Origin of the sequence: Methylocaldum sp. RMAD-M, from assembly GCF_017832375.1 — a bacterium.
Taxonomy (GTDB): Bacteria; Pseudomonadota; Gammaproteobacteria; order Methylococcales; family Methylococcaceae; genus Methylocaldum.
Genome location: NZ_JAFIBZ010000003.1, coordinates 1 through 25,718, shown reverse-complemented (window position 1 = coordinate 25,718; position 25,718 = coordinate 1). Strand labels below are relative to the sequence as shown.

The window sequence follows — 25,718 nt, the reverse complement described above, 5'->3', positions numbered from 1 at the left end:
CGGGTACCGCGACTGGCTTATCTATTAATCAGGCCCGTAAATACCCTCCTGGTATTTACGGGCCGCCGCCCAGGCCGGTACACGCCCGGCCTGGGCTCACGCGGCTTGTCGCCGCGCCGGGGCATCCCTGCCCCGGATTAACCTGGCCTATATTTATAGGCCGGGTTAATAACGCCAGTGTGGAGCAAGGCCTTTTCCGTGGCAAGTTCGGGCAAACGTGCTCCATGTTCTAGCACCGGGACCAAACGGGCGAAGATGGGGTATTCGACGATGCGCCCGCTATTCAATACGCCCAAGCTTCGATCTTGCCGTGTTTCGTGTAGACGGAGCCGGGCGACATCAGCCAGCCGGCGTGGTAAACGTGTCGGATTTCTTCCTCGGCCCCGTCTACCGTATTCTCACTCATCGGCATGCCCCATGAGGCATAAAGAGCGCATCGGCTCATGCCCTTTTGGATTCGCTTCTGCTCCACCAGTACCCATTCTTCCGGAGTAACCAAGTTTCGCCGCTCGATTTCATGCCTGTATTGATCTGCCCGGGAATTGGAAATGAACCAGGTAGCGTAAACCGCGTACCCGCGACAAACATCGAGATCGCTGAGACCGTTCAGACGGGCCGGATCGATCGCGCAACCGGCGGCCCCTATCATGGCCAGCACCAACGGGAGCCAACGAATGCCTATCGCATCGATCGGCCGGGCGCTCACTAGGGGCTCGCCTTCCGAGCTGAACGGTAAGGTAAGCATCTGGACGAATCTACGAGCATGGGTGCCTCGCCCGGAAAACTGAGGAAATTAAAACGACTGGCACTATTGTCTCCCCAATCGCGTCAAAGTTTATGTGTAGCCTTGTCGACGAGTCGCTATACCCGGCCACTGAACGCCCGATGAATTAGACCTTGTTTCAAATCCTCGGTTGCTGCGCGGCACTCGCGCCGCGCTCCGAACTCGCCCAATAGATACGGAACTTAAGCGCCCATGGGTAAGTCTATTGCATTGAAAAACCGACAGAACTTCTATAAAGACGGTCCTCTCCCACGGTACCGCGTTCATTCCGAAAGACTTCCCGGTCTCTTGGAAAAGCAAGATCTAGCCTTATTTAAGGCCTAGCCGACCGAGCGAAGACGCTCACCCGTCGAGATAATCCGGAACGTCGGCAAGCGTGGAACCCGAATTCAATCCAACGGAACCTGTTTACAGATAGTGATCGATATTCGTCGGTTTTCTCAACGATTTCCATAAATAGACAAGTTTGAATTTTTTAGCAACATAGCTAGTACGACTACTCAGTTGATGAATCAAGAACAGCAGCAATTTCAGCTCGAAGAGCTCATCGCCAAGGGCAAAATCCAGGGCTATCTGACCTACACGGAGATCACCGACCATCTGCCCGACGACATGGCCGATCCGGATCAAATCGAAGATATCGTCGGCCTGATCGAGGATATCGGGATCGACGTGTACGAAGAGGCGCCTGACGCCGATCTGATTTCCGTGCCGGCGGTTGTCACCGAGGAGGATGAAGAGGAAACCGCAGCCGTCGCCGCAGTGCTGACCTCGGCGATCGATGCCGAACAAAAACGCACGTCCGATCCGGTACGCATATACATGCGTGAGATGGGGGCCGTGGATTTGCTCACCCGGAATGAGGAGTTGAGCATCGCCAAGCGGATCGAAGAGGGCCTGAACCAGGCGGCGCAGGAATTGGCGCGTTTTTTACCCGCCATGGACCATTTTCTCAAGGCTTTCGAAACCATCGAGCGGGGCGGCGTACGTCTGTCCGATCTGATTTCGGGTTTCGTCAGTCAGGTACCGCAGTCCGAAGAAGTTTCGCTCGACGCGGAATCGGACGCCGAGTTACCCGAGGAAACCGAAAGCAGTCCGGATTCCGTGCAAGTAAAGGAAAGACTGGCGGAATTCGCCAAGCGTTACGACACCGCGCTCAGCATGCTTCAAGAATTCGGCTACCGCCACGAGCACACGGAAAAAGCCTTCCAGGCTTTGACCGAGAGCTTCCTGGAATTCAAGAAAACGCCACAGTTTCTTAAGGAACTGACGGGAGTTTTACATAGCACCGTCGCCAAGATTCGCGAGCAGGAAAGATCGATCCAGGATATCTGCGTACACCAGGCAAAAATGCCTCGCGCGGAGTTTATCGATTCTTTCGTCGGAAACGAGACTTCTCCGGATTGGCTGCCGGAACAGTTGAAAAAGGACGCGCCTTTTGCCGAGCCGCTGGCGGCATTCGCCGACAGAATCGAACGAGCTCAAAACGAACTGGCCCGAATCGAACAAGCGACCGGACTTTCGATGGGTGACATCAAGGAGATGAACAGACGTGTCTCGATCGCTGAGAATCAGGCACAGCAAGCGAAAAAGGAGATGGTCGAGGCGAATCTGCGGCTGGTGATCTCCATTGCCAGGAAGTACACCAACCGGGGCCTACAATTTCCCGACCTGATCCAGGAAGGCAATATCGGCTTGATGAGAGCGGTGGACAAATTCGAATACCGACGCGGTTACAAGTTCTCCACTTATGCCACGTGGTGGATTCGCCAAGCGATCACGCGGGCCATCGCCGACCAGGCGCGTACCATTCGCATCCCGGTCCATATGATCGAAACGATCAACAAGCTGAACCGGATCTCGCGCCAAATGTTGCAAGAGCTGGGCCGCGACCCAACGGTGGAGGAACTGGCGGAGCGCATGGACCTGTCCGAGGACAAAGTGCGGGCGATACTCAAGATCACCCGAGAGCCCGTTTCGATGGCAACCCCCATCGGCGACGACGGGGACACCCATCTGAGCGATCTGATCGAAGACCCTTATGCCACGTCGCCGGTCGAGTCGGCGACGACTTCGGGCTTACGCGAAACAACCCGGAAAGCCTTGGCCGGTCTGCCCGAGCGGGAAGCCGAAGTCCTGCGCATGCGTTTCGGCATCGATATGAGCACCGACCATACCCTCGAGGAAGTCGGGAGACAGTTCGACATCACCCGCGAGCGCATCCGCCAGATCGAGGTGAAAGCACTGCGCAAGCTACGTCAATCCTCGGGTTCCGAACCGCTACGCAGCTTCCTCGATTTGGGCTGATAAGGATAGTTGTCGGCAAGGGACTGCCGCCCTGCCATCGCCCTTTTCATCGGCGAGCGGTGGATTTTATCCTCGTAGCGCCGGGTGCCGGTTACGGGGATCTCCTTACTTGACAGCGTCTCGGGGCTGGCGCATTTTCTATTTTTGCCGATAGAACTTACGCAAATCCGCTGCTTGTCTCCTCTCCTTCCGAGAGAGGGTTAAAGTGAGGGAGTTGAAAATCAGGGAAGGTTTTTTTTTTCGATTCCGCCATGCTCGCCTTCTCTGAACGTCCCTCTTCTTCCAATCGCAAACGTCGCTTCAGTAGCGACTTTTCCCAAAGGGCGAAAGGTTCAAAGGTTCCGTTCTTCTTACGGAAGAAAGAGGCAGGAATCGAAAATGACGAGAGCGATCAAACTGCACAAGCTCTAATCGAAACGCTTTGGATTTTCCAATCTCCAGAGAAGGAGGTATACGATGGCCACTTATGTATTGCTGACCACCTTGACGTCCGAAGGCCGGCAAACCCTGCACAAGAATCCCGACCGGATAGTGGAAGTGAACAAAGAAATCGAGCAATTCGGGTGCAAAGTTCTTACCCAATATGCCCTCCTTGGGGCTCACGATTTCTTGACCATCATAGAGGCGCCAGACAATGAGACTGCCGCTCATCTTGCGGTCGATTTGGGTTCGCGCGGCTCGGTCATTCCCATGACCTTGCCAGCCATGCACATCGACGATTTCATCAAGAAGCTCAAAGGGCCGAAGCAAATGGGGCATGGTTAAGAGCCCACTGAGCAATTCGGACGGCCTGCGCACGTCGATCGGCCCCGCCGCGCCGCCGAAACCCGTTTTGAAGGAAGGACTTCCGAGTTGTCGTGGCGGCGGAGAACCGAATTTTTTCGGCGCCACGATCAACCGAAGATTTCCGGATATTTCCATCGTTCCTAAGGGTCCCAATATAAGTTGGGCACTGTGCAGATCGATCGGCCAATCAAGAACCAGCGAAACAGGCCATTCCGCGTTCATCCGCTTTCGCAAGGCCGATGAACCTACCGGAAAGCATTCAGGCGCGACGATTCCAAATCCCGTTAAGAGGCAAGTCATGAGCACCGAAACCGGCCAATTGCAACCCGCAACCGATGCGCCCAGTTGGGAGCATTTTCCGCACATGGCCGACATGGGCGTGCGCGGCCGAGGCGCTACGATCGAAAAAGCTTTCGCTCACGCCGCTGAAGCGCTGAACGCCGTCATCTGCGATCCCGTCCAGGTCGGAACCACGACGCCGGTCGAAATCCGTTGCGAAGCGCCCGACATAGAATCGCTGCTGGTGGACTGGCTGAATGCACTCGTTTATGAAATGGCGGTGCGCCAGATGGTATTCGGCCGCTTCGACGTCAGTATCGACGGTTCCGCCTTGCACGCCATCGCCTGGGGCGAACCCGTCGAACGGGAACGCCACCACCCCGCGGTGGAGGTCAAGGGCGCCACGTACACCGAGCTCAAAGTCTATCGGGATGAAAACGGCGTTTGGATAGCGCAATGTGTCGTAGACGTGTAAAGCATCAGTCAAGAGAGGGTCGACGATGGATATCAATCGCCTGACGCGGCTATCCGAATTCGCCTGGCGCATCGAGCCGGTGAACGGTATGCGGGTGCCGGTCATCATTTATGCCGATGAAACCTTGATCGGCGACATGGATGAAAAAGTCAGGGAGCAGGCTGTGAACGTTACCATGCTGCCGGGTATCGTCGGCGCGTGCTACGCCATGCCGGACGCCCATTGGGGTTACGGCTTTCCGATCGGCGGCGTGGCCGCGTTCGATGCCGAGCAGGGTGGCGTCGTCTCGGCCGGAGGCGTGGGTTTCGACATCTCATGCGGGGTTAGAACCCTGCATACCGGTCTTAAACGCGAACAAGTGGACCCGCTCAAAAAGGAACTCGTCGATGCTCTGTACGCCACCGTACCGGTCGGCGTCGGCAGCCGCGGCCATATCCGCCTCGATCACGCTCAAATGGACGAAATGCTGTCCGGCGGCGCCGAGTGGGCGGTTCGGCAAGGCTATGGCCGCCCCGAAGATCTGGAGAGGATCGAAGAGCGCGGCCGGATGGCGGGCGCCAAGCCGGACGCCGTGTCCGTTCACGCCAAGGAGCGACAGCGAGCGGAGATGGGGACGCTGGGTTCGGGTAACCATTATCTTGAAGTGCAAGAAGTCAGCGAGATCTACGATCCTGCCATCGCCGCATCGTTCGGCCTGGCGACAGGCGACGTGGTGCTCACCATCCACTGCGGTTCCAGAGGCTTGGGCCACCAGATCGGCACCGACTTTCTCAAGCGCATGCAGGCGGCCGCGGTGCAATACGGCATCGCCCTGCCCGACCGGGAATTAGCCTGCGCTCCGATCGAATCGCCGGTCGGCCGGGAATACCTCGGCGCGATGCGCGCCGCGATCAATTGCGCGCTGGCGAACCGGCAGATCATCACGCATCTGACCCGCAAGGTGTTTGCGGAAATCCTGCCCGAAGCCCGGCTCGATTTGCTTTACGACGTTTCGCACAACACCTGCAAAGTCGAAGAGCACCTGATACAAGGCCGGAAAAAGCGGGTCTACGTGCATCGCAAAGGCGCGACGCGGGCTTTCGGTCCGGGTCATCCGGATTTGCCGAAAGTGTTTCGCGAGACCGGACAGCCGGTTTTGATCGGCGGTTCGATGGGAACGGCGTCCTACATCCTGTCGGGCACCGCGAGCGGAGAAACCTTGTCGTTCGCCTCCGCCTGCCACGGCGCCGGGCGCGCCATGAGCCGCCATCAGGCCGTGCGCACCTGGGGCGGCCGAGAGGTGGTCGACGAACTGGCCGCGCGCGGCATCATCGTGCGCAGCCCCTCGTGGCGCGGAGTCGCCGAAGAAGCGCCGGGCGCCTACAAAGACGTGCATGACGTCGTGATAGCCGCGGATAGAGCCGGGCTCGCGCGCCTGGTGGCCAAGGTCACGCCGATGGCTTGCATCAAGGGGTAACCGGCGCTTCCCTTTTTGCAGCTGGACTAAGAGCCTATCTCAGTAGGCCGTTCGCCCTGAGCCCTTCGACGGGCCTGTCCTGAGCTAAGTCGAAGGGCTCAGGACAGGCCGGTCGAAGGGTTTTGGGGACCTACTGGGATAGGCTCCAGAGCGTTTTTCATCCCGGTGTACGGCTTCGTGTCGGGTGGGAGGAACGTAGGTCGGCAATCCCTTGCCGACTTATCGGCTCGGCAAAGGATTTTGTTGGAAGGGGCGTCCTGGCGCTCCCAGGACGGCCGTTTTGCGATTGGAAGGGTCGCGACTAAAGCGACCGTTTGCGATTGGAAGGGTCATTCGGGCGCTCCAATCGCAAACGACCTGGCCGGGAGCGCCGGCCAGCCCCTTCCCCGGATGACCGTTTGCGATTGGGAAGGGATTGCCGACCTACCTATCGGGCCCTCTGACACCGAATCGGAAAATGCTCTAAGGCTCCACGGCTGGTAACGGCTTGAAAACGGGAGACTCGAATGAAAAACAGCTTCAGCGCCCGCTCGACGCTTCGTATCGGCGGCCGCGAATACGCGATATACCGGCTGGACGCCGCGGGCGACGTGAACCGCCTGCCGTACAGCCTCCGCATTCTGCTGGAAAACCTGCTGCGCAACGAGGACGGTGTGACCGTCACCCGCGAGGATATCGAAGCCCTAGCGGGGTGGAATCCCAAGAATCCGCCGGACCGCGAGATCGCCTTCTCGCCGGCGCGAGCCCTCCTCCAGGACTTCACCGGCGTGCCGGCCCTCGTGGACCTGGCCGCCATGCGCGACGCCATGGCCGAACTGGGCGGCGACCCGGCCAGGATCAATCCGCTCATCCCGGTCGAACTGGTCATCGACCACTCGGTCCAGGTGGACGCCTTCGGCACACCCGAGGCGTTCGAGAAAAACGTCGAGCTCGATTACCGCCGCAACGCCGAGCGCTACGCCTTTCTGCGCTGGGGACAGCAGGCCTTCGACAACTTCAAGGTGGTGCCGCCCAATACCGGCATTTGCCATCAGGTGAACCTCGAATATCTGGCGCGCGTCGTTTTCTCCACCGACGAGAATCCCGAACTCCCTCGCAACGGCGGACTCCCCCTGGCCTATCCCGACACCTGCGTCGGCACCGACTCCCACACGCCCATGGTTAACGGTTTGAGCGTGCTGGCCTGGGGCGTGGGCGGCATCGAAGCCGAGGCCGTCATGCTGGGGCAGCCCGTTTCCATGCTCATTCCCGAAGTGATCGGCTTTCGATTGGAGGGTGAGCTGCCGGCAGGCGTTACCGCGACCGATCTGGTGCTGACCATCGCCGAGATGCTCCGGAAGAAAGGCGTGGTCGGCAAATTCGTCGAATTCTACGGTCCCGGCGTCGCCGCTCTCAGGCTGGAAGACCGCGCCACCATCGGCAATATGACGCCGGAGTACGGGGCGACCTGCGCGATATTCCCGCCCGACGACGAAACCCTCCGCTATCTGCGTTTCACCGGCCGTCCCGAGGAACGGATCGCGCTGGCGGAGGCCTACCTGAAAGAACAAGGGCTCTTCCATAACCCCGACGCGCCCGAGCCCATCTTCACCGATACCCTGGCGCTGGATCTCGGCAAGGTACAGCCCAGCGTCGCGGGCCCCAAGCGTCCGCAGGACCGCATCAGCCTCCCCGACGTGAAGCGGGTCTTCCACGAAACGCTCCCGTCGCTTCTTCCGGCCGCGAAGAAACCTGCGGAATCGCACTCGCCAGAGCCTGAGCTCCGCATCGATCACGGCTCGGTGGTGATCGCCGCCATCACCAGCTGCACCAACACATCCAACCCTTCGGTCATGATCGCGGCGGGGCTTCTGGCCAAGAAGGCCTGCGAATACGGGCTAACGCGAAAACCCTGGGTGAAAACCTCATTGGCGCCGGGCTCCAAGGTCGTGACGGAATATTTCCGCCAGGCCGGTCTGACGAAATACCTCGATCAACTGGGCTTTCAGACCGTCGCCTACGGCTGCACCACCTGCATCGGCAATTCCGGGCCGCTGCCGCCCGAGATTTCGGAGCAGATCCGGGAGCGCGGGCTGGTGGCTTGTTCGGTGCTCTCGGGAAACCGCAATTTCGAGGGGCGCATCAACCCCGAAGTGCGCGCCAATTTCCTGATGTCGCCTCCGCTGGTCGTGGCGTTCGCCATCGCCGGCCGGATCGACTGGGACCCGCACCGGGAGCCGATCGGCACGGGCAAGGACGGCAGTCCCGTTTTTCTCAAGGACATTTGGCCGACCGAGGAGGAAATCGGAGAGACGATACGCACGGCCATCCGTTCCGACATGTACCGCGCGAGCTACGGTCAAGTGTACGAAGGCGACCGGCGCTGGAAATCCATGCCCATTCCTTCGGCAGACCGCTTCGCCTGGGACGAGAACTCCACCTACGTTCGCCAGCCGCCGTACTTCCAGGGAATGCAGGCAGAGGCACCGAAGAGCGTGGAAGATATCCGCGGCGCGAGGGCCATCGCCCTGCTCGGCGATTCGGTCACGACCGACCACATCTCGCCGGCCGGAAGCATCCAGAAGGACTCGCCAGCCGGAAAGTACCTGATCGGGCACGGCGTGGAACCGCAAGACTTCAACTCCTACGGCTCGCGGCGAGGCAACCACGAGGTCATGGTGCGCGGCACCTTCGCCAATGTCCGCATCAAGAACCGTCTCGCGCCGGGAACCGAGGGCGGCTACAGCACCTATTTCCCGGAAAACGCCGTCATGACCATCTACGACGCGGCGGTGCGCTACCAGCAGGACGGCACGCCGCTCTGCATCCTGGCGGGAAAAGAATACGGCTCGGGCTCGTCCCGCGACTGGGCGGCTAAAGGACCTTTTTTGCAGGGGATTCGGTTCGTCCTCGCCGAGAGCTACGAGCGCATTCACCGATCCAATCTGGTCGGGATGGGCATCCTTCCCCTCCAGTTCCGGGACGGCGAGAACGTCGAATCGCTGGGCTTAGGCGGCCGCGAGACCTTCGCCGTGCTCGGGCTCGGAGAGGCCATAGCCACCCGCTTCGCCAACGGCCGCGACGTAACCGTACAGGCCACGGACGAAAACGGCCGGACCAAAAAATTCCACGCAACGATCCGCATCGATACCCCGCAGGAGATGCTGTACTACCTGAACGGCGGCATCCTCCAGTATGTTCTCCGCCAGCTCCTGGCCGGAAAAAAGGCCGAGACCATCTTCGATGCGATGACGACCGCCCCCCGGCCGGCGCCGCAAACGCCGCCGTCCGAGGGTATGGTCGACGAAGGCTCCAAAGACTCCTTCCCGGCGAGCGATCCGCCTGCTTATTGAACCGAATCCGGAGGATGCGGTGAGCAAAGCGAGCCGCCCTTCGACTTCGCTCAGGACAGGCATCATTCGCGGATGCCATCGGTGCGGCTCATGCCGGACCTCCTTGTCCGGCACCCTACGGGCTCCGTGCAAACCGGCTATCCTGCCGGTTTGTCGTTCCTCACCGCGCCCTACAGGTCGTAGGATGCGGTGAGCGAAGCGAACCGCCCTTCGACCGGGCTCAGGACAGGCATCGATCGAGGGCCGACCGGCGCGGTTCGTTCGAAGACTTCGCAAGCTTGCCGAATCTTTCCTAAACTAGGCGAACGGTATGTACTGAACGCCCAGCAACAAAAACAAGAAAGCCTCATGTCCTCCGCCCGCCAACTCCCGTCGCTGCCCCTGGCAGTGTTCCGCTGTCATTTCGAAACCACCGAACCGCTCCGCCTGCCCGCCTACGCCGGCTCCGCCTGGCGCGGCGCCTTCGGCCACGCGCTCAAGCGCACCGTGTGCGTGATTCGGGGGACGGAATGCCCTTCCTGCCTTCTCTACCGAAGCTGCGTCTACCCTTACGTCTTCGAAACCCCGCCGCCGCCCGACAGCGAAAAAATGCGCCGCTACACCACGGCGCCGCATCCCTTCGCGCTGCGCATAGACCCGCGACAAAACGGCTCGCCCTATGCATTGGGCTTGACACTGTTCGGACGCGCCGACCGTCATCTTCCCTACTTCATCCATGCCCTGGACCAAGCTGGAAAAGCAGGACTCAGTCGCGCTTCGCAAGCTTTCGAACTGATCAAAGTGGAGCAGGCCGATGCACCGGAGAATCCGATCGTCTACGAACCCGGCCAGCCCTTGCGGATGACGCCCGGCCGGACGCCGGCCATACCCGCCCTCCCCGAGCGCTTCGAAATCCGGATCGAGACCCCGCTCCGGCTGAAACGCGAGGACCATCTGGTGACGCCCGCGCAGTTCGGTTTCGGCGACCTGTTCGGGCATCTGCTGCGGCGGCTGTCCATGCTGAGCTACTTCCACACCGATACGCCGCTGGAGGTCGACTTCGCCGCCCTCGCACAGGCCTCGCGAAACGTGCCGGTGCATGAGCCCAAGCTCCGCTGGCACGACTGGACCCGCTATTCCTCGCGCCAACAAACCGCGATGCAAATGGGCGGACTGCTCGGCCGGTTCGAGCTGCGCGGCGAAGATGTCGAGACCTTCTGGCCCTATCTCTGGCTCGGCCAATGGACCCACGTCGGCAAGGGCGCCACCATGGGTCTGGGCCGCTACCGGATTCGCGCCGCAAGCTTGCCGGAAACCCTGGCCGACGCTTGACGAAGGCACACTGTAGACCGAAGGACAGGGACGCCAAGGACGGCAGCTCAACCGTTCACCCGACCGACTGCAACACAAATGACTTACCCTCGGCGAATTTTGCTCGTCATCACCGGCTTGACGCCTCAAGTCGTGACCGAAACCCTGTTTGCCTTATGGCAAGAGGCGCCCGAAACGCTTCCGACCGAGATCCACGTCATCTCCACAGCCGAAGGCGTGGAGCGGGCGCGCCTGACACTGTTCAGCGATGAGCCGGGCTGGTTTCATCGTCTGTGCAAGGACTACCGGCTGCCGCCGATCCGGTTCGGCGCGGATAGCCTGCACACCCTGACCGACGGCGACGGACGCCCCCTGACCGACATCCGTAGCGGCGAGGACAACACGGCGGCGGCCGACGGCATCACCGAGTGGGTGCGGCGGCTCACCGAGGACGACGACACCCGGTTGCACGTGTCTCTCGCAGGCGGCCGCAAAACCCTCGGCTTCTTCGCCGGCTACGCGCTGTCGTTGTACGGACGTCCGCAGGATCGTCTGTCGCACGTCCTGGTCGACGCGCCGTTCGAGTCGCACCCCGGCTTTTTCTACCCCACGCCGTATTCCCAGGTGATCTATGCCCTGCCGCCCGACCAGAAGCCGCTCGACACCCAGAACGCCGCCGTCACCCTGGCCGACATTCCCTTCGTGCGCCTCCGCCACGGCCTGCCCGAGGCGCTGCTCAAAGGCCGCAGCAGCTTCTCGGCGGCGGTGCGCGCAGCCCAAATGACCCTGGGACCAGCGCGCCTCGACATCGATCTATCCGCGCGCACCGTAACCGCCGGCGGCATCGCCATCCCCTTTCCACCCGCCGAACTAGCCTTCTATGCCTGGCTCGCCCGGCGCGCGCAGCGGGAACTGCCGCCTCTCCCCTGCCCGCCCGACGGCGCACCGGACCGCGACTACGCCGAAGGTTTCCTGGCCGAATACCGCGCCATCATCGGCGAACTCGGCGACGCCGACCGGGTGTTTGCGGGGCTCAAGCACGGCATGGACAAAAATTACTTCGAGCGGCGCAAGAGCCGGGGCAACCGGATGCTGCGGGACGCCCTGGGGGCGGGTGCCACCGCTTATCAGATCAAAGGTTTCGGCCGACGCCCCAGAACGGCGTATGGCCTGAGCCTGTCGGCCCATCAGATCGGATTTTGTGATTGATTCAGAGGAGACCCGGATGAATTCCGAACGATTGGAAGCCTCGGCCCGCGTGGCCCTGGCAGCGTTTCTGCATGATTTGGGGAAGTTCGCGGAGCGTGCGTCACCGGATGTCGATGGCACCGTGCTGGAAACCCACCTGCAACTCTATTGCCCGCGTCACGAAAGGCCGGGCGGAGGATTCTGGTACAGCCACAAACATGCGGCCTATACCGCCCTCGCGGTCGACTGGCTGGAGAATGAAGGCTTGCCGCCGCTCAAGGGGTGGGCCATGGCGCCGTTCGCCGACTGGAAATCCCGCGACGTCGACGACTCGCTGGTCAACGCCGCCGCAAAGCATCACCAGCCGCAAACCTTCCTGCAATGGATCATCGCCACCGCCGACCGGGTGGCCTCGGGATTCGAGCGGGAGCAATTCGAGAACTACAACCGCGCCGAGGAAAAGACCTCCACCGGCAAGAACCATTACCAGGCGCGCCTGCTGAGCTTGTTCGAGCAGATCCGGCTGGAATCGGACTCCCCCGACCGATTCGCCTATCGCTATCCGTTGCGCCCCCTCAGTCCCGAAAGCCTGTTTCCGGAAAAGCGCGAGACTAGCGAACCGGACAACGATACCGCGGCGCAACGGGAATATGCCGCTCTCTGGGACGGCTTCAGGAAAAGTCTTGACGCCATACCCGAATCGCACCGCCATAGCCTGCCCTTGTGGCTGGATCATTTCGACACCCTTTGGCAGACCTACACCCACGCGATCCCGTCGGCCACGGCTTTCAACGTCAAGCCGGAAGTGCCGCTGTACGATCACTCCAAGACCACGGCAGCCCTGGCCGTGGCGCTATGGCGCTATCACGCCGATCAAGGCCACCCCCCCGCCGAACGCCTGGCGCGGCTGCGCGGCCGGGACGATTGGGACGAACCGAAATTCCTGCTGGTGCAGGGCGATTTCTTCGGCATCCAGAAATTCATCTTTGCCGGCGGCGGCGAGACCAAGAAGAACGCCGCCAAGTTGCTGCGCGGCCGTTCGTTCTATGTCTCGCTGATTACCGAATGCGCGGCGCTCAAGGTGCTGGACGAGTTGCAATTGCCCTCCACCAGCCAGATAACCAACGCTGCCGGAAAGTTCCTCATCGTCGCGCCCAATACCGATGAAACCAGAACCCGTCTCGCCGAAGTCCAGAAAACTTTCGACACGTGGTTCTTGAAACACAGCTACGGAGAAGCCGGACTCGGCCTGGCTTTCGAACCGGCCTGCTGCAACGACTTTCTCGGCGGGAAGGAAGGCGAAAGCCGCTTTGCCGCGCTCATGAAGAAGCTGCATCGAAATCTGGAGCGGACGAAATACGAGCATTTCGGTTTATGCGGCGGGAACGCTCCGAAACCCGTGTTCGAAGACTATCTCGACGATTTCGATAACGAGCTTGGCGCTTGCGCCGTCAACGACCGCGCGCCGGCGAAAGTCGAGAGGAACGACGTTCCTCTTAGCCGGCTCGCGGCGGACCAGATCCGGGCCGGCGAATTGCTGGTGAAGTGCGAAAGGCTGATTCTCAGCATCGCGAAGCTGCAGGACAACCGCACGCTGGACCTGCCGATCTTCGGCTATTACGTACACTTCACCGGCAACGAGGAAGCGTCCGGGCGCTTTGGCGGGGAAGTCAAGAACGGCAATATCCGGCGGCTGTTCGATTTTTCGCTGCCCGATCCGAACCCCGCCCGGCCGCTTTGGAACGGCTACGCGCGGCGCAACATTCGCGGCTACGTGCCGGTATTCGAAGACCTGGAATGGAAAGATCCGCGGTACGACCGGATTCAAAGCAACTTGAAAGACGAGGACGAGCCCGCCGCCGAGGATCTGAAAACCCTGCACCACATCGCCTGCGAAGACCTGGACGAACGCCGGGAATTTCGCGGCGTGACGGCTCTGCATACCCTAAAAGGCGACATCGACGACCTCGGCGCCATTTTCCAGCGAGGATTGAGGCAGCCGACCTTCGCCAAGATGGCGGCACTGTCGCGGCAGGTGAACAATTTCTTCGCCGTCTATCTGCCCTGGCTATGCCGGACGGAATACCGGAACAGCTATACAGTGTTCGCCGGCGGCGACGATTTCTTCCTGATCGGTCCTTGGAAAAGCCAGGTGGAGCTGGCCCATCGGATGCGCCGGGAATTCGGGCGCTACGTCGCGGAAAACCCGGAACTCCATTTCTCGGCCGGCCTCGCCGTGACCAAGCCGGCGGTGCCTATCCATTACCTTGCCGAAGGCAGCGAGGATGCATTGGAAGACGCCAAGAAGCACCGCCGCGGCGACGAAGAAATACCGGGCAAGAACGCCCTCACCTGCTTCGGACAAACCGTCGGATGGGAAGAGATGGACGCTCTGTGGGCATGTTATGAACGGCTGGCCGGGTTGGCGGGGGAATACCGGCTTTCCACCGCCTATCTCTATGGCTTGCTCGGGCTAGCGGATATGGCCGAAGGCATGGCGACGGACCCGTCCAAAACCCGGTGGCGCTCTTATCTGTATTACCGGACGTGGCGCATGGTGAAAAGCGAAAGGAAGCAGAGTGCGGAAGAGCAAACGGCCATGCACAACCGAATCGTCGCCGAAATCGAATCCGGCATTCGTCACTACGGGGCGGCTTACAAGATCGCCCTGCATTTGTATCTGTATCAACAACGTGACTAAAGGGGGGAACCCATGAACTATTACGACAGAAGCAGGCCGCAGCAAGGCGGCGGCAGACAAAATCAGGATACGGGGCCGTCAAGGGAACTGGAAGAAATCCTGAAGCAGATCGACGTCGCGAACCCGAGCGGAGACTTGTTCGACGCGATCGCCGAACGCGCGGCCGAGGAAATCGCGAAATCGGCAAAAGCGGGCAAGAGAGACAAGAACAAATCCACCCAGCTCCGCCGCTTCTACGACGAGATTGTCATGTGGGACCAGCGGATACGCCAGCTGAAGGAGGACGAGCGAACCAGGATTTACGGCACCCAATACCTTCCACTCATCAAGATGCTCAACGCCAAGGCAGCCTATGCGGAGTCCCGCGAACTGATAGACCAGAATTTTCTGACGCTACTGCGGCATGGCCTGCGTCAGCTCGAACCGGATAAGCCCGAAGCATTCAAGAACTTCAAATTGTTCATGGAAGCCTTCATGGGTTTCTACAAGCTATACGGTCCGAAATAACCAGGGGAAACGCTCATGCAACTCAAAGCCATCAACCAGATCAGCGGCGAAATCAAACTCCTGACCGGCCTACGCATCGGCGCCGGCAACGAAGAAATGCACATCGGCGGGATGGACAACCCCGTCATCAAGCATCCCTATACCCAGGAACCCTACATTCCCGGCTCCAGCCTCAAGGGCAAGATGCGCAGCCTGCTGGAATGGCGCGCGGGTATCGTCGCGCTTTGCAAGGACAAGAAAGGCAATCCGGGCAAGCCGGTTTCCGTGGAACATTTGAAGGACATGAACGAGCGTCAGCGCCGAGATGCCGAAGCCATCATCCGTCTTTTCGGCATTTCCGGCGACGCCGGAGACGCGGCGGAAAAATACGGCCCGACCCGCATGGCGTTCTGGGACTGCAATCTGACCGAGGAACATCGGCAATTCGTTCGTGACAATAACTATCTCTACACCGAAGCCAAGAGCGAAAACAGCATCAACCGCATCACCGGCGTGGCCGATAATCCCCGCCAAACGGAGCGTGTTCCGGCGGGAGCGAAATTCACCTTCAGGCTTAACCTGAAGGTGCTGGACGAAAACGATACCGACCTGCTGGACCTGGTGAAAATCGGCCTCAAAATGCTGACGCTCGACGGCATCGGCGGGTCCGGTTCGCGCGGATATGGCAAGATTGAGTTCGACGGTCTAACGCTTAACGGGCAGGCATTCGATTTGCCCGAAACGCTGTTTTGAATTGGAGGCGATCCGAATGAACACCGTACGCCAAATCATCGACGATGCACCGGAAACCGTCCCCGTGCCACCGGAATTTCGGCACAAGCGCGTAGAAATCACTTTTCGTCCATTGGAAGAAGGCCCTGTGGAAAAGGACACCCACGGCTGGCCCGTCGGCTTCTTCGAAGCCACGGCCGGAGCATGGGAAGGCGAACCGTTGACGCGCGAGCCCCAGGGAGAATATGAGAAGCGCCTGGAGTTGGACTAATGTGGCTGCCCGACACCAACGTTTGGATACGCTATCTCAATCCGGCGCCGTCCCCGGTCAAGCAGCGCTTCATCGAGCACCTGCCTCAGTCCATCGTGCTCTGCGATGTCGTCAAGGCGGAACTCTATTTCGGGGCCTACAAGAGTCAAAGGCGGGAAGCCAATTTGAGCCTGCTCGAAACGCTGTTCGTCCAGTTCGTTTCGCTGCCGTTCGACGGCAACGCCGCCCGTCTTTGCGGCGAACTCCGCGCCGATCTCGCCCGAAAAGGCAAGCCTATCGGTCCCTACGACCTGCAGATTGCCGCCGTCGCCCTGGCCAACGATTTGACACTGGTCACTCACAATACCGTCGAATTCGGCCGCATCGACGGTCTTCGACTCGAAGACTGGGAGACTTGACGTGAAGCTTTACCGCATTCTGATACATCCCGGAACCGCCTTCGCCACGCCGCTCAAGGGCGACACCCTGTTCGGCCAGTGCTGCTGGGCGATCCGTAATCTTTGGGGCGAAGCCAGGCTGATCGAACTCCTGCAAGGCTACACCGATAACCAACCGTTTCTGGTGATTTCGGACCCCGTGCCGGAGGGTTTCCTAGCTCGCCCCGCCGCCCCTCCGCATCTGCTCGGTCTCGATACGGAAAACCCCAGGGAACGCAAGCAGATCAAGGCTCGGCGCTGGCTGCCGGAGGACGTGTTGACGAAGCCGGTCGGCGCCTGGGGGCAGGAAGCACTGAGCGAAGCCGACATGATGGACCGGCTGCAACTGAAGGGGCCGTTTCTCCGCCACGAAAACCGCACTCACAACAGCCTGAACCGACTGACCGGCACCACCGGGGCCGGTGAAACCGGGTTCGCGCCGTACGATCGGGCGCTGACCTGGTATCACCCCGAGGTGCGTCTGTCGGTTTACGCGGCGCTGGATGACGACCGCTACTTCACGCTGAAGGACCTGAGCGAAGCTCTCGTGGCCATAGGCCAGCAGGGCTACGGCAAGGAAGCCTCCAGCGGACTCGGCAAGTTCGAGGTTCTGGACGCGGCGCCTTATGATGACCCGCCGCGTCCTGCCGCCCCGAACGCCTGGCTGACCCTGGCGCCCAGCGCTCCCCAAGGGCAGCAATGGAAAGCCGAGCGTTGTTACTACGAAACCTTCACCCGCTTCGGCCGCCACGGCGACCGCGCCGTGCTCGGCGGGAAGCCATTCAAGAACCCGGTGTTGATGGCCGACAGTTTCGCCATCCTCACACCCGCGATCTTCGAGCCCTCCGCCCGTATCACGGGACGGGGCATCGGCGGCGTTTCCAAAGCGATCGGCACCGCGGTCCATCAAGGCTACGCCCCAGTCTTCGGCGTGCAATGGGAGGAAGCACAGTGAGTTCTTTCTTAAACACCCAAACCGTTTACATCTCGACGCTCACCCCGGTGCATGTCGGCAGCGGCGAAGATTATTACCCCACCAATTACGTCATCGACGAGGGTTACCTGCACTATTTCGGGGAGTTGCAGTTGTTGGAAGCCCTGGCGCCGGCGGAACTGCAAACGCTGGCAGGCATTGCCGAGAAGGAACGGGGCCAAGAGAGTCTACGGCAGATTCAGGCATTCATTCACCAAAAAGGTCAAAAGCTCGCGCCCTGGGCTCAGCACCGCGTGCCGGTAACGGACGGCGTGGCGCGTCTGTATCGGGACCGTATCGGCCGAACCGCGCAAAACGAACGGGACGGACGCCGGATTTCCAACCAGCTTATCATCCAGCGGAACAGCTTCAATCCGCATGGCGAGACGCCCTACATTCCCGGCAGCAGCGTCAAGGGGGCACTGAGAACCGCCTTGCTCGACGCGCTGAACAAAGGCGATTCACTCCCGCTGGTGACCGACCACAGCGGAAGAGAGCGGCGCGAGAATAACCAGGAACTCCAGCAGCGATTGCTGGCTTACGATTTCCGTCATCTCGAAAACGATCCTTTGCGCCTGCTCAAGATCGGCGACGCATCCTACCGCCACCCCGAGGGCTTAAACGGCTTAGAGATCCGCTTCGCCGTCAATCGCAAGCGCAAGCGTTCCGACAAGCCGAGCCGCGCCGACCAAGGTCCGCCGATTCTGCTCGAATGTCTGGCCGCCAACCGCAGCCGGAGCTTTACCGCGACTCTCGCCTTGCAAGACGATCCAATACTGCGCCAAGTGCGAAACAAACTGCCGTTCCGCGATTTCCGCGAACTGGCGGCGCGGGTCAATCGTTATGCGCTGCCGCAATTCAAGGCCGAACTGAAACGGCTGGAAGAACTCGGCTATGCGGATCAGCATTGGCTGGCGGATATGAGGGCATTGCTGCGGGACGAGCTGGAGCAGGCATTCCTGGCAAATCAAGCTTTCCTGCTCAGGCTCGGACGATATGGCGGCGCCGAAAGCAAGACCCTCGATGGGGTGCGCAGCATCAAGATCATGCAAGGACCGGGAAAGCCCCCGAAGTATCAGCACGAATCCACCACCGTCTGGCTGGCCGCCGACGATCGGACTCAGCAGGGAGGCATGTTGCCCTTCGGCTGGATACTGGTCGAACTCGACGATGCCGGCCTGCGCGAAACGCACGCCTTCCTCCGACGTAACGCGCAAGCGGCCTACGATCGACTGGAACAGGAACAAAAGCGGAAATCCGAGGCCGAGCGGCTGCGGGCCGAACGATGCCGAGCCGAAGCCGACGCGCGGCGGCAAGCCGCCGAAGAGACCGCAAGAGCGGAAGCCCAAGCCGCCCGTTTCGCGGCCATGTCGGAAAACCAGCAGCGGACCGAAGCCCTGCGTGGCGTAATGACTGCCGCCAATAAGGGCAAAGGTCCCGGCAGCCAGTTGTACGACCGCTTACGGAATCTGATCCAGGAGGCGGCGAGTTGGGACGAATCCGACCGCCAGGCCCTGCACCCCGTAGCCGTCGAGATATTCGACTGGCTCGGCATCCGCAAGGACGACGGCAAGCGCAAGAAACTGTTGCGCAGTCTCATGGCGCCATGATGAGCTTGCACTGAATCCGTCTATCGGTTTCTTCCGTCAGCGGAGAACACGTTATGAACTGGCAAGACATCTGCGATAACCCGTTATTCAAGGACCTTCCCTTCAAATTCGAAACCGACCGCTGGGGGCATATCGTCATGAGTCCGGCCACCGACAAACGTTCCCGGCTCCAAGGCGAGATTTTGAACCTGCTGAGGCAACATCTTCCCCACGGACGGGTATTGTCCGAGTGCAGCGTACAAACCTCCGAGGGCGTAAAAGTGGCCGACGCGGTTTGGGCCAGCGCGGAGTTTTTCGCCCACCGCGGTTTGGCCAATCCTTCCCCGGAAGCCCCTGAAATCGTGGTCGAAGTGCTTTCGCCGTCAAACGGCCGGGCCGAAATGGAGGAAAAGAAGGAACTTTATTTAGCCCGTGGCGTGCGCGAATTCTGGGTGTGCCGGGAAGACGGCGAAATGCTGTTCTACAACAACCACGCCCGGCTCGAACACAGCACCCTGGCGCCCGAATTTCCGACCCGTGTCGAGTTGCCCGCATGACGCTCCGAAAATCGCCATCACTCGACGCTAACTTTTCGGTAAGCCGATTTTTCTGCAAACCCCTTTGTAAACCGTTGACTATGGAGGTGTTTTAGACACGAGCCGTTTGAATCGAGACCTTATGAAGAAGGGATTAAGACACTAGAGTGGCGTTCATTGCCTTCAGGTTTTCGGTTTGAATCGAGACCTTATGAAGAAGGGATTAAGACGGCGTCATGTCCAGCAACCCAAGAGTCATCCGGTGTTTGAATCGAGACCTTATGAAGAAGGGATTAAGACTGTCCCGCCAGCCGTCCGAGGCGTTCAGGAAGGGTTTGAATCGAGACCTTATGAAGAAGGGATTAAGACTGTCTAGCTAAACCTGACCGCCACTACACAGTATGTTTGAATCGAGACCTTATGAAGAAGGGATTAAGACAGGCCAAGAATCACGGATTCCGGTTTGTTTGCCGGTTTGAATCGAGACCTTATGAAGAAGGGATTAAGACGTGTCCCTAAAAATGTCCCTAAAAAATGCGGGTGACGTTTGAATCGAGACCTTATGAAGAAGGGATTAAGACGGGTGATGCAGGTTGCGGTACGCAATCGCATCCGTGTTTGAATCGAGACCTTATGAAGAAGGGATTAAGACGACAGCTTGACGCTGTCCCGGTCGAAGAAAGTAGGTTTGAATCGAGACCTTATGAAGAAGGGATTAAGACACATAGCAGCCAGCAATTTGTTAGCTAAAGTGTTTGAATCGAGACCTTATGAAGAAGGGATATATGCAAACGATGAAAACCACGATTAAAAGAGCAATCATAAGCTCTTTCCAATAACCATTCTTTTTAACCATGACAACTTACTTCGTTACCCGCCATGCGGGCGCCATCGAATGGGCGCGCGAAAGCGGCATCGCGGTGGATCGACAATTGGCGCACATGGACATGGCCGTGGTGAAAGCCGGGGATCGGGTCATCGGCACCCTGCCCGTCCATTTGGCCGCGGAGGTATGTGCCCGAGGCGCCCGCTATCTTCATCTGGCGCTCGAAATACCCCCGGATTGGCGGGGACGCGAGTTGTCGGCTCAGGATCTTAGGCGTTTCGGCGCCCGCATCGTGGAATACCGCGTCATCGCGGCTGAAGGCGAAAACCCATGAGCGCACGTGTCCTGGTCATCCCGCGAGCCGAGTGTCCATCTTTACCGGAGGCTGATGCCTGGGCGCGAACCACCTGGACGTGGCCCCGGAACTGGTCATGGCGGCGTCGCTCCGAGGCCGAGGGCGACGAGCGGTTGTTGCAGATCATTCCTTACGCGCTGCTCCGGAACGCTCGCGGCGAGATCTGGTGTTATGCCCGGAACGGCGGCGATTCGCGGCTGCGGGACCGGCTGAGCGCCGGCGTCGGCGGGCATATCGAGGACATCGACGCGGCGGAATCGATCGAGCGGATGGCTGATCGCGCGCTTCGCCGCGAATTACGGGAAGAGCTGCTTTGGCAGCCGGACACGGCTATCCCGGAACCGGTCGCCTGGATCTACGAGGGTCTTTCGGCAATCGGCCGCGTGCACATCGGCTTGCTGTATCTCCTTTCCTGGCCGGAAGACGCGCCGCCAAAACCGGCCGAGGGCCAAGGCCTGAGCGGTATCGGCTTTATTCCGGCGGGGCGGATCGCGGATGACGCGCGCTTCGAATTGTGGAGCCGTCTCGCCGCCGGATTTTCGATCCGGAATTCCGTATGAAAGCGAATATTCTGCTATGTACGCTCGGCGCCTCCTGGGCAGTAATTCCGGAGGTTTACGGTTTTCTCGCGCCGGACCGTTTGCCGCTCTACCGTTATCATCCACGATGCGCTGATTTCACGCGGCAACGCGAGGACTATCGACTGGAGGCGCCCGACGAAATCTGGGTCTGTACCACGCTGGGAGATCTGCCGCGGCAAGGACTTGCGTATCTCCGCGATTGGCATGCGCGGCTGGAGCATCCGCCGATCCTCCGGATCTGGCAGGCGGCAGGAACCGACCAGCTCGCCAGCCAGCCCGAGTGCGACCGATTCCGCGAACTCCTGCTGCGCGCCTGCCTCCTGGCGCACGAGCGCGCCGGGGACGGTCAGGTGGTTCTGTCGCTGGCCGGCGGGCGGAAAACCATGAGCGCCGATCTCCAATGGGCGGGCTCCGTGCTCGGATGTGACGCGCTGATCCATGTGGTCGGGCAAGACCCCCTGCCGGAGCTTTTGAAAACGGGAACAGCCGAGTTCTTCACCCGCGAATTGCCCGCCGAGGTTGCATCCGCGATCGTGCCGCTCATTGCGGGAGCGGGCCGGCGCAGCGAACTCCTGGATGTCGAGCTCGACGGACGGCGCGCCGTCGCCAGCCGCGATTTTCCGCTTCCCCTGGCCTCACACGGAGCCTCGTTGACATGGACGCCGGCCGCCGGCCACGGGCTTTGCGAGGAGATCCGGTCGCGCGAAAAGGCCGGGAGCCAACTGCTGGGAAATTACCTGAGAGCGCTCGGCGAGACGGAACACCACGAGAACTGGCGCAGCCTTTACCGCCTGCCGCCGCGCGTGATCGAGACCCTGCGGAAGCGGCCGCTGAATGCCGAGTTGCCCGGTTGGCTCGACGATCTGCCAAAAGCGGACTTGCACCGGCACATCGGCGGCTGTCTCGATCTCGACGCCCAGCGCGAGGTCGGCCGCTCGGTTTGGGATGCCTTGAGCCCTCCCGAACGCGAGCACGCCCTCGGCCATATTGCGCCGCTGCTGCGGCAAGCCATCTGGCCCTGGGATTGGCCGGAGCGGCTGAAGACGGCGGCCATTCCGAGGCCGCACTGGACCGCGGCGCTGCTCGTACACGCCGACGCGCCCCAGTTGACCGGCAACCTGTTCGACGCCACCGAGCCGAGATTCGCTCTGAAATCGGGACCCCATGGCTTCAAGGCCTATGAACGGCCGGGCGAACTGTCCGGCTCGGCGATCCTGTCGCATCCTGCCGCCATTCAACCCTATGCGGCTCATCTCGTAGGTCAGGCGCACGACGAAGGGCTGGCCTATGTCGAGCTGCGCGGCAGCCCGCACAAATACGGCGACGGGCTGGCCTTTCTTCATCGGTTGGCCGACGCCCTGCAATCCGCCACGGCAAGCTTGCCGGCCGATTCGCGGGCCTTGTTCCGATTCATACTCATTGCCGACCGGCGCCAGCCCGAACGTCTTGCGGAAGTGATCGATCTCGCGGTTCGGGCGAAGGAGCAATTGCCAGACTTCGTGGTCGGGCTCGACATGGCGGGCGATGAGACGCAACCGATTTCGGCGGATGTCGCACAGGCTTTCGCCCGTGCTTTCGAAATCTGTCTGCCGCTGACGATTCATGCCGGCGAGGGGGAGACGGCGGAAAAGATTTGGACCGCGGCTTATCACCTTCACGCCGACCGGATCGGGCATGGCCTGACGATCGGCGATCATCCGAAACTCGCCCAGCGCTTCCGCGACCGCGGCATCTGTATCGAGCTTTGTCCCAGCTCCAACCGGGAAGTCGTCGGCTATCGCGACGCCGCTTTCCCTGAAACGGCGCACTGCCCCGATTACCCGCTGTGGCGACTCTGGCAAGCCGGGCTCCCTTTGACGCTCTGCACGGATAATCCGGGCATTAGCTGCACCACCATGACCGGCGAATATTTGACCGCCGCGCGCATGGTCGGCGATTGCTTCAGCTGCTGGGATGCCTTGGCCATGATCAAGCAGGCATTCGTCCATGCGTTTCTGCCGAGCCAGGAAAAAGAAGCGTTGCTGAAACGGATGGACGCTTTGGTTTACCGGCATGTCCTCGCCCAATTTTCGCCTTGAAAAGGTTTCAGACAGCTCCATCTCAGTTTTCCAGAACACTCGCTAACGCTATGACGATACAGACCCATGTAATCCTAGTCTCCGGACAGCCGACGCCCAACATCACGCCGGCGCTCGATCCCGAGATCAAACCCAAGCACATCATCATGTTGGTAAGCCCCGACATGGCCCGGCGGGCCGACTGGCTCCGGGCCGTTCTGCAGCCGGCCGGCGTCACGGTGAGCCAGATCAGGATCGAGAATGCCTACGATATCGAGGCCATTCGGGAGCAGCTGCTGGCTTTGGTGTCGGAACACGAGCACGATAAGCTCGCCCTGAACGCCACCGGAGGCACCAAGCCCATGGCCATCGCCGCCTACGAGGTGTTCCGCACGGCCGGTCAACCGATCTTCTACGTCCATCCCGAACAGGACCGGCTGATATGGATGCATCCCGCCGGCCGGCCGCCGAGGGAGCTCGCCAACCGCATCAAGCTCAAGGGATTCTTTCAGGCCCACGGGGCTCAATTGAGCGAACGGCCGGCGAACTTCGGCATGCCCGAGCGCTTGCGGACATTGGCCGAAGGGCTGGTCCGGCACATCGACAAATATCAGAACGCTCTCCGAATTTTGAACTGGGCGGCAATGTCTGCGGAACAGAACGAATCGCTGGTCTCCGACCAACTCAGACCGGGCCAGATCGAGCGCGAAGACTTCGAGGCCCTCCTCGGCTGGTTTGAGAACGCAGATGTCGTTATGGCGAGGCAAGGCCGCCTCCATTTCGCCGACGAGCCGGCCCGCTTCTTCGCCAACGGCGGATGGCTGGAACAGTACGCGTACAGTCTGGTCCAGAGCCTGAAAAGCGAACTCAAAGCGATACAGGACATCGGCCGAGGGCTGGAAGTCGAGCGGCAAAACGGCGCCGAGCGGATTCGCAATGAACTGGACGTTGCCTTTCTCGCGGAAAACCGGCTGTACATCGTCGAGTGCAAAACCCGCCAGTTCAGGGACGATATCGAGACCGGCGGTGCGGGCGCCGATGCAATCTATCGGCTCGACGCGCTTTCCAACCTCCTGGGCGGTCTCCAGGCAAAGGCCATGCTGGTCAGTTATCAGCCCCTGTCCACCGCCATTCAAGATCGCGCCCGCGCCTATGGGATACTGACCTGCGCCGGACCGGAATTGAAAACCTTGAAGGAAACCTTACGCCGATGGATAGGTTGAACCGCCCGGTACCGAATGCTAACTTTTCGGCAAGCCGATTTTTCTGCAACCCCCTTTGTAAACCATTGACTTTGGAGGTGTTTTAGACACGAGCCGTTTGAATCGAGACCTTATGAAGAAGGGATTAAGACGTGTTTTGCAGCTTGCGCTTGCTGTCATCGCTTGTTTGAATCGAGACCTTATGAAGAAGGGATTAAGACTCAGGACCGTTGACCATTTCAGCGTTGAGAATGGCGTTTGAATCGAGACCTTATGAAGAAGGGATTAAGACGCCCGATTCACCCGGCGTTGAGCGTCCGAACGGTGTTTGAATCGAGACCTTATGAAGAAGGGATTAAGACCCGTTTTCGGTGAGGTAGTCATATACCTCACCGATGTTTGAATCGAGACCTTATGAAGAAGGGATTAAGACGTAATCAGCGTCGGTAACTTCTATGATGTCTAAGTTTGAATCGAGACCTTATGAAGAAGGGATTAAGACTTCCTGCTAGCGCTTGCGTTGGACATCCCTAAGTTTGAATCGAGACCTTATGAAGAAGGGATTAAGACTTTTGTCGGTTCCGGGACCGGGAAGCTCGGCATGAACGGCTAGGTTCGCGACAGATGCGCTTCCCTTCGGTCAGCACATCCTACAAACGGATGGGCCGGGCGAAGGGTTGTCGAGCTGCGGAGGGTCCTTCGCCCTTTTGGTGGATTGCGGAAACCGGGATGTCGTAGGGTGGGTTAGGCGCATTCCGGCGCCGGCTGGCCATCGATCGCCGCGCTTCACATGCGCCGTAACCCACCAACGCTCGGCAACCTTGCCGCTCGCTTCGGCGGGTTGCATGCCTTGAGCGGAAGCGCGCCTAATTCACCCAGCACGGATATATGGGCTTCTAACGGGTTGCGCTGGTCACCTCGCCTGCCGCAAACGATCGTTTTAACCTAAAAACGGCAGTTAGACCGTACAAAATCCCGTTCACCCTTCTATACATCAGAACGTAGATACCGTCTTAGAAATCACGATGCAAGCCCATGATTGGGATCGAACGGTCGGCCGGACTTAAGGACGCCGTAGGCCAGGACGAGGAGCTTG

Annotated in this window: 20 protein-coding genes and 2 CRISPR repeat arrays; of the genes, 19 read left to right on the top strand and 1 reads right to left on the bottom strand. The window is 60.1% G+C overall.

Features of this window, described 5'->3' with window-relative positions:
• Window positions 1–283: 283 nt before the first annotated feature.
• Entirely contained in the window at window positions 284–745 is a 462-nt protein-coding gene (locus JOD69_RS03830) for a hypothetical protein (RefSeq protein WP_086135408.1), read from the bottom strand.
• Between the two features lie 543 nt (window positions 746–1,288).
• Here JOD69_RS03830 and rpoD point away from each other — a divergent pair.
• From rpoD to JOD69_RS03735, 19 genes are all read left to right on the top strand, one after another.
• The gene (gene rpoD, locus JOD69_RS03825) at window positions 1,289–3,091 is read left to right on the top strand and encodes an RNA polymerase sigma factor RpoD (RefSeq protein WP_280858449.1); all 1,803 of its coding nucleotides are present in this window, start codon (window positions 1,289–1,291) and stop codon (window positions 3,089–3,091) included.
• Between the two features lie 456 nt (window positions 3,092–3,547).
• Entirely contained in the window at window positions 3,548–3,856 is a 309-nt protein-coding gene (locus JOD69_RS03820) for a GYD domain-containing protein (RefSeq protein WP_077732654.1), read from the top strand.
• 319 nt (window positions 3,857–4,175) lie between these two features.
• Window positions 4,176–4,631, top strand: a complete 456-nt coding sequence (locus JOD69_RS03815; protein WP_077732674.1) for an archease — start codon at window positions 4,176–4,178, stop codon at window positions 4,629–4,631.
• A 25-nt stretch (window positions 4,632–4,656) separates the two neighbouring features.
• On the top strand, window positions 4,657–6,087 hold the full coding sequence (locus JOD69_RS03810) for an RtcB family protein (RefSeq protein ID WP_086135406.1): 1,431 nt from the start codon (window positions 4,657–4,659) through the stop codon (window positions 6,085–6,087).
• Window positions 6,088–6,593: 506 nt separating this feature from the next.
• The gene (gene acnA, locus JOD69_RS03805; protein ID WP_086135404.1) at window positions 6,594–9,419 is read left to right on the top strand and encodes an aconitate hydratase AcnA; all 2,826 of its coding nucleotides are present in this window, start codon (window positions 6,594–6,596) and stop codon (window positions 9,417–9,419) included.
• A 348-nt stretch (window positions 9,420–9,767) separates the two neighbouring features.
• Complete coding sequence (gene cas6 / locus JOD69_RS03800; protein WP_086135403.1) at window positions 9,768–10,730, top strand: CRISPR system precrRNA processing endoribonuclease RAMP protein Cas6; 963 nt, start codon at window positions 9,768–9,770, stop codon at window positions 10,728–10,730.
• Window positions 10,731–10,808: 78 nt separating this feature from the next.
• Window positions 10,809–11,918, top strand: a complete 1,110-nt coding sequence (csm6, locus tag JOD69_RS03795) for a CRISPR-associated ring nuclease Csm6 (RefSeq protein ID WP_077732658.1) — start codon at window positions 10,809–10,811, stop codon at window positions 11,916–11,918.
• 16 nt (window positions 11,919–11,934) lie between these two features.
• A complete protein-coding gene (gene cas10 / locus JOD69_RS03790; protein ID WP_210023805.1) occupies window positions 11,935–14,598 on the top strand; it encodes a type III-A CRISPR-associated protein Cas10/Csm1 in 2,664 nt (887 codons plus the stop codon).
• Window positions 14,599–14,610: 12 nt separating this feature from the next.
• A complete protein-coding gene (csm2, locus tag JOD69_RS03785) occupies window positions 14,611–15,105 on the top strand; it encodes a type III-A CRISPR-associated protein Csm2 (protein ID WP_077732660.1) in 495 nt (164 codons plus the stop codon).
• 15 nt (window positions 15,106–15,120) lie between these two features.
• The gene (csm3, locus tag JOD69_RS03780; protein WP_077732661.1) at window positions 15,121–15,837 is read left to right on the top strand and encodes a type III-A CRISPR-associated RAMP protein Csm3; all 717 of its coding nucleotides are present in this window, start codon (window positions 15,121–15,123) and stop codon (window positions 15,835–15,837) included.
• 16 nt (window positions 15,838–15,853) lie between these two features.
• Window positions 15,854–16,087: a hypothetical protein gene (locus JOD69_RS03775; protein ID WP_139841161.1), complete on the top strand. Its 234-nt coding sequence runs from the start codon at window positions 15,854–15,856 to the stop codon at window positions 16,085–16,087.
• Window positions 16,087–16,485 carry a type II toxin-antitoxin system VapC family toxin gene (locus JOD69_RS03770; RefSeq protein WP_077732663.1) on the top strand — a complete coding sequence of 133 codons (399 nt, stop codon included), beginning with the start codon at window positions 16,087–16,089 and terminating at the stop codon, window positions 16,483–16,485. Before JOD69_RS03775 ends, JOD69_RS03770 begins: the two co-directional genes overlap by 1 nt.
• A gap of 1 nt (window position 16,486) precedes the next feature.
• The gene (locus tag JOD69_RS03765) at window positions 16,487–17,458 is read left to right on the top strand and encodes a CRISPR-associated protein Csm4 (protein ID WP_168183899.1); all 972 of its coding nucleotides are present in this window, start codon (window positions 16,487–16,489) and stop codon (window positions 17,456–17,458) included.
• A complete protein-coding gene (gene csm5 / locus JOD69_RS03760) occupies window positions 17,455–19,086 on the top strand; it encodes a type III-A CRISPR-associated RAMP protein Csm5 (RefSeq protein ID WP_168183898.1) in 1,632 nt (543 codons plus the stop codon). Before JOD69_RS03765 ends, csm5 begins: the two co-directional genes overlap by 4 nt.
• Before the next feature lie 53 nt (window positions 19,087–19,139).
• The gene (locus JOD69_RS03755) at window positions 19,140–19,622 is read left to right on the top strand and encodes a Uma2 family endonuclease (RefSeq protein WP_086135400.1); all 483 of its coding nucleotides are present in this window, start codon (window positions 19,140–19,142) and stop codon (window positions 19,620–19,622) included.
• A gap of 104 nt (window positions 19,623–19,726) precedes the next feature.
• A CRISPR array of direct repeats spans window positions 19,727–20,390; the repeat unit is 36 nt; unit sequence GTTTGAATCGAGACCTTATGAAGAAGGGATTAAGAC.
• 65 nt (window positions 20,391–20,455) lie between these two features.
• On the top strand, window positions 20,456–20,761 hold the full coding sequence (gene csx16, locus JOD69_RS03750) for a CRISPR-associated protein Csx16 (RefSeq protein WP_077732666.1): 306 nt from the start codon (window positions 20,456–20,458) through the stop codon (window positions 20,759–20,761).
• Window positions 20,758–21,342, top strand: coding sequence for a hypothetical protein (locus JOD69_RS03745; protein ID WP_077732667.1), 585 nt, complete (start codon window positions 20,758–20,760; stop codon window positions 21,340–21,342). Before csx16 ends, JOD69_RS03745 begins: the two co-directional genes overlap by 4 nt.
• Entirely contained in the window at window positions 21,339–23,441 is a 2,103-nt protein-coding gene (locus JOD69_RS03740; protein WP_086135399.1) for a CRISPR-associated ring nuclease, read from the top strand. Before JOD69_RS03745 ends, JOD69_RS03740 begins: the two co-directional genes overlap by 4 nt.
• Window positions 23,442–23,491: 50 nt before the next feature.
• Window positions 23,492–24,643 carry a DUF1887 family CARF protein gene (locus JOD69_RS03735; protein ID WP_086135398.1) on the top strand — a complete coding sequence of 384 codons (1,152 nt, stop codon included), beginning with the start codon at window positions 23,492–23,494 and terminating at the stop codon, window positions 24,641–24,643.
• A 95-nt stretch (window positions 24,644–24,738) separates the two neighbouring features.
• Window positions 24,739–25,192: a CRISPR direct-repeat array (repeat unit 36 nt; unit sequence GTTTGAATCGAGACCTTATGAAGAAGGGATTAAGAC).
• Between the last annotated feature and the right edge of the window lie 526 nt (window positions 25,193–25,718).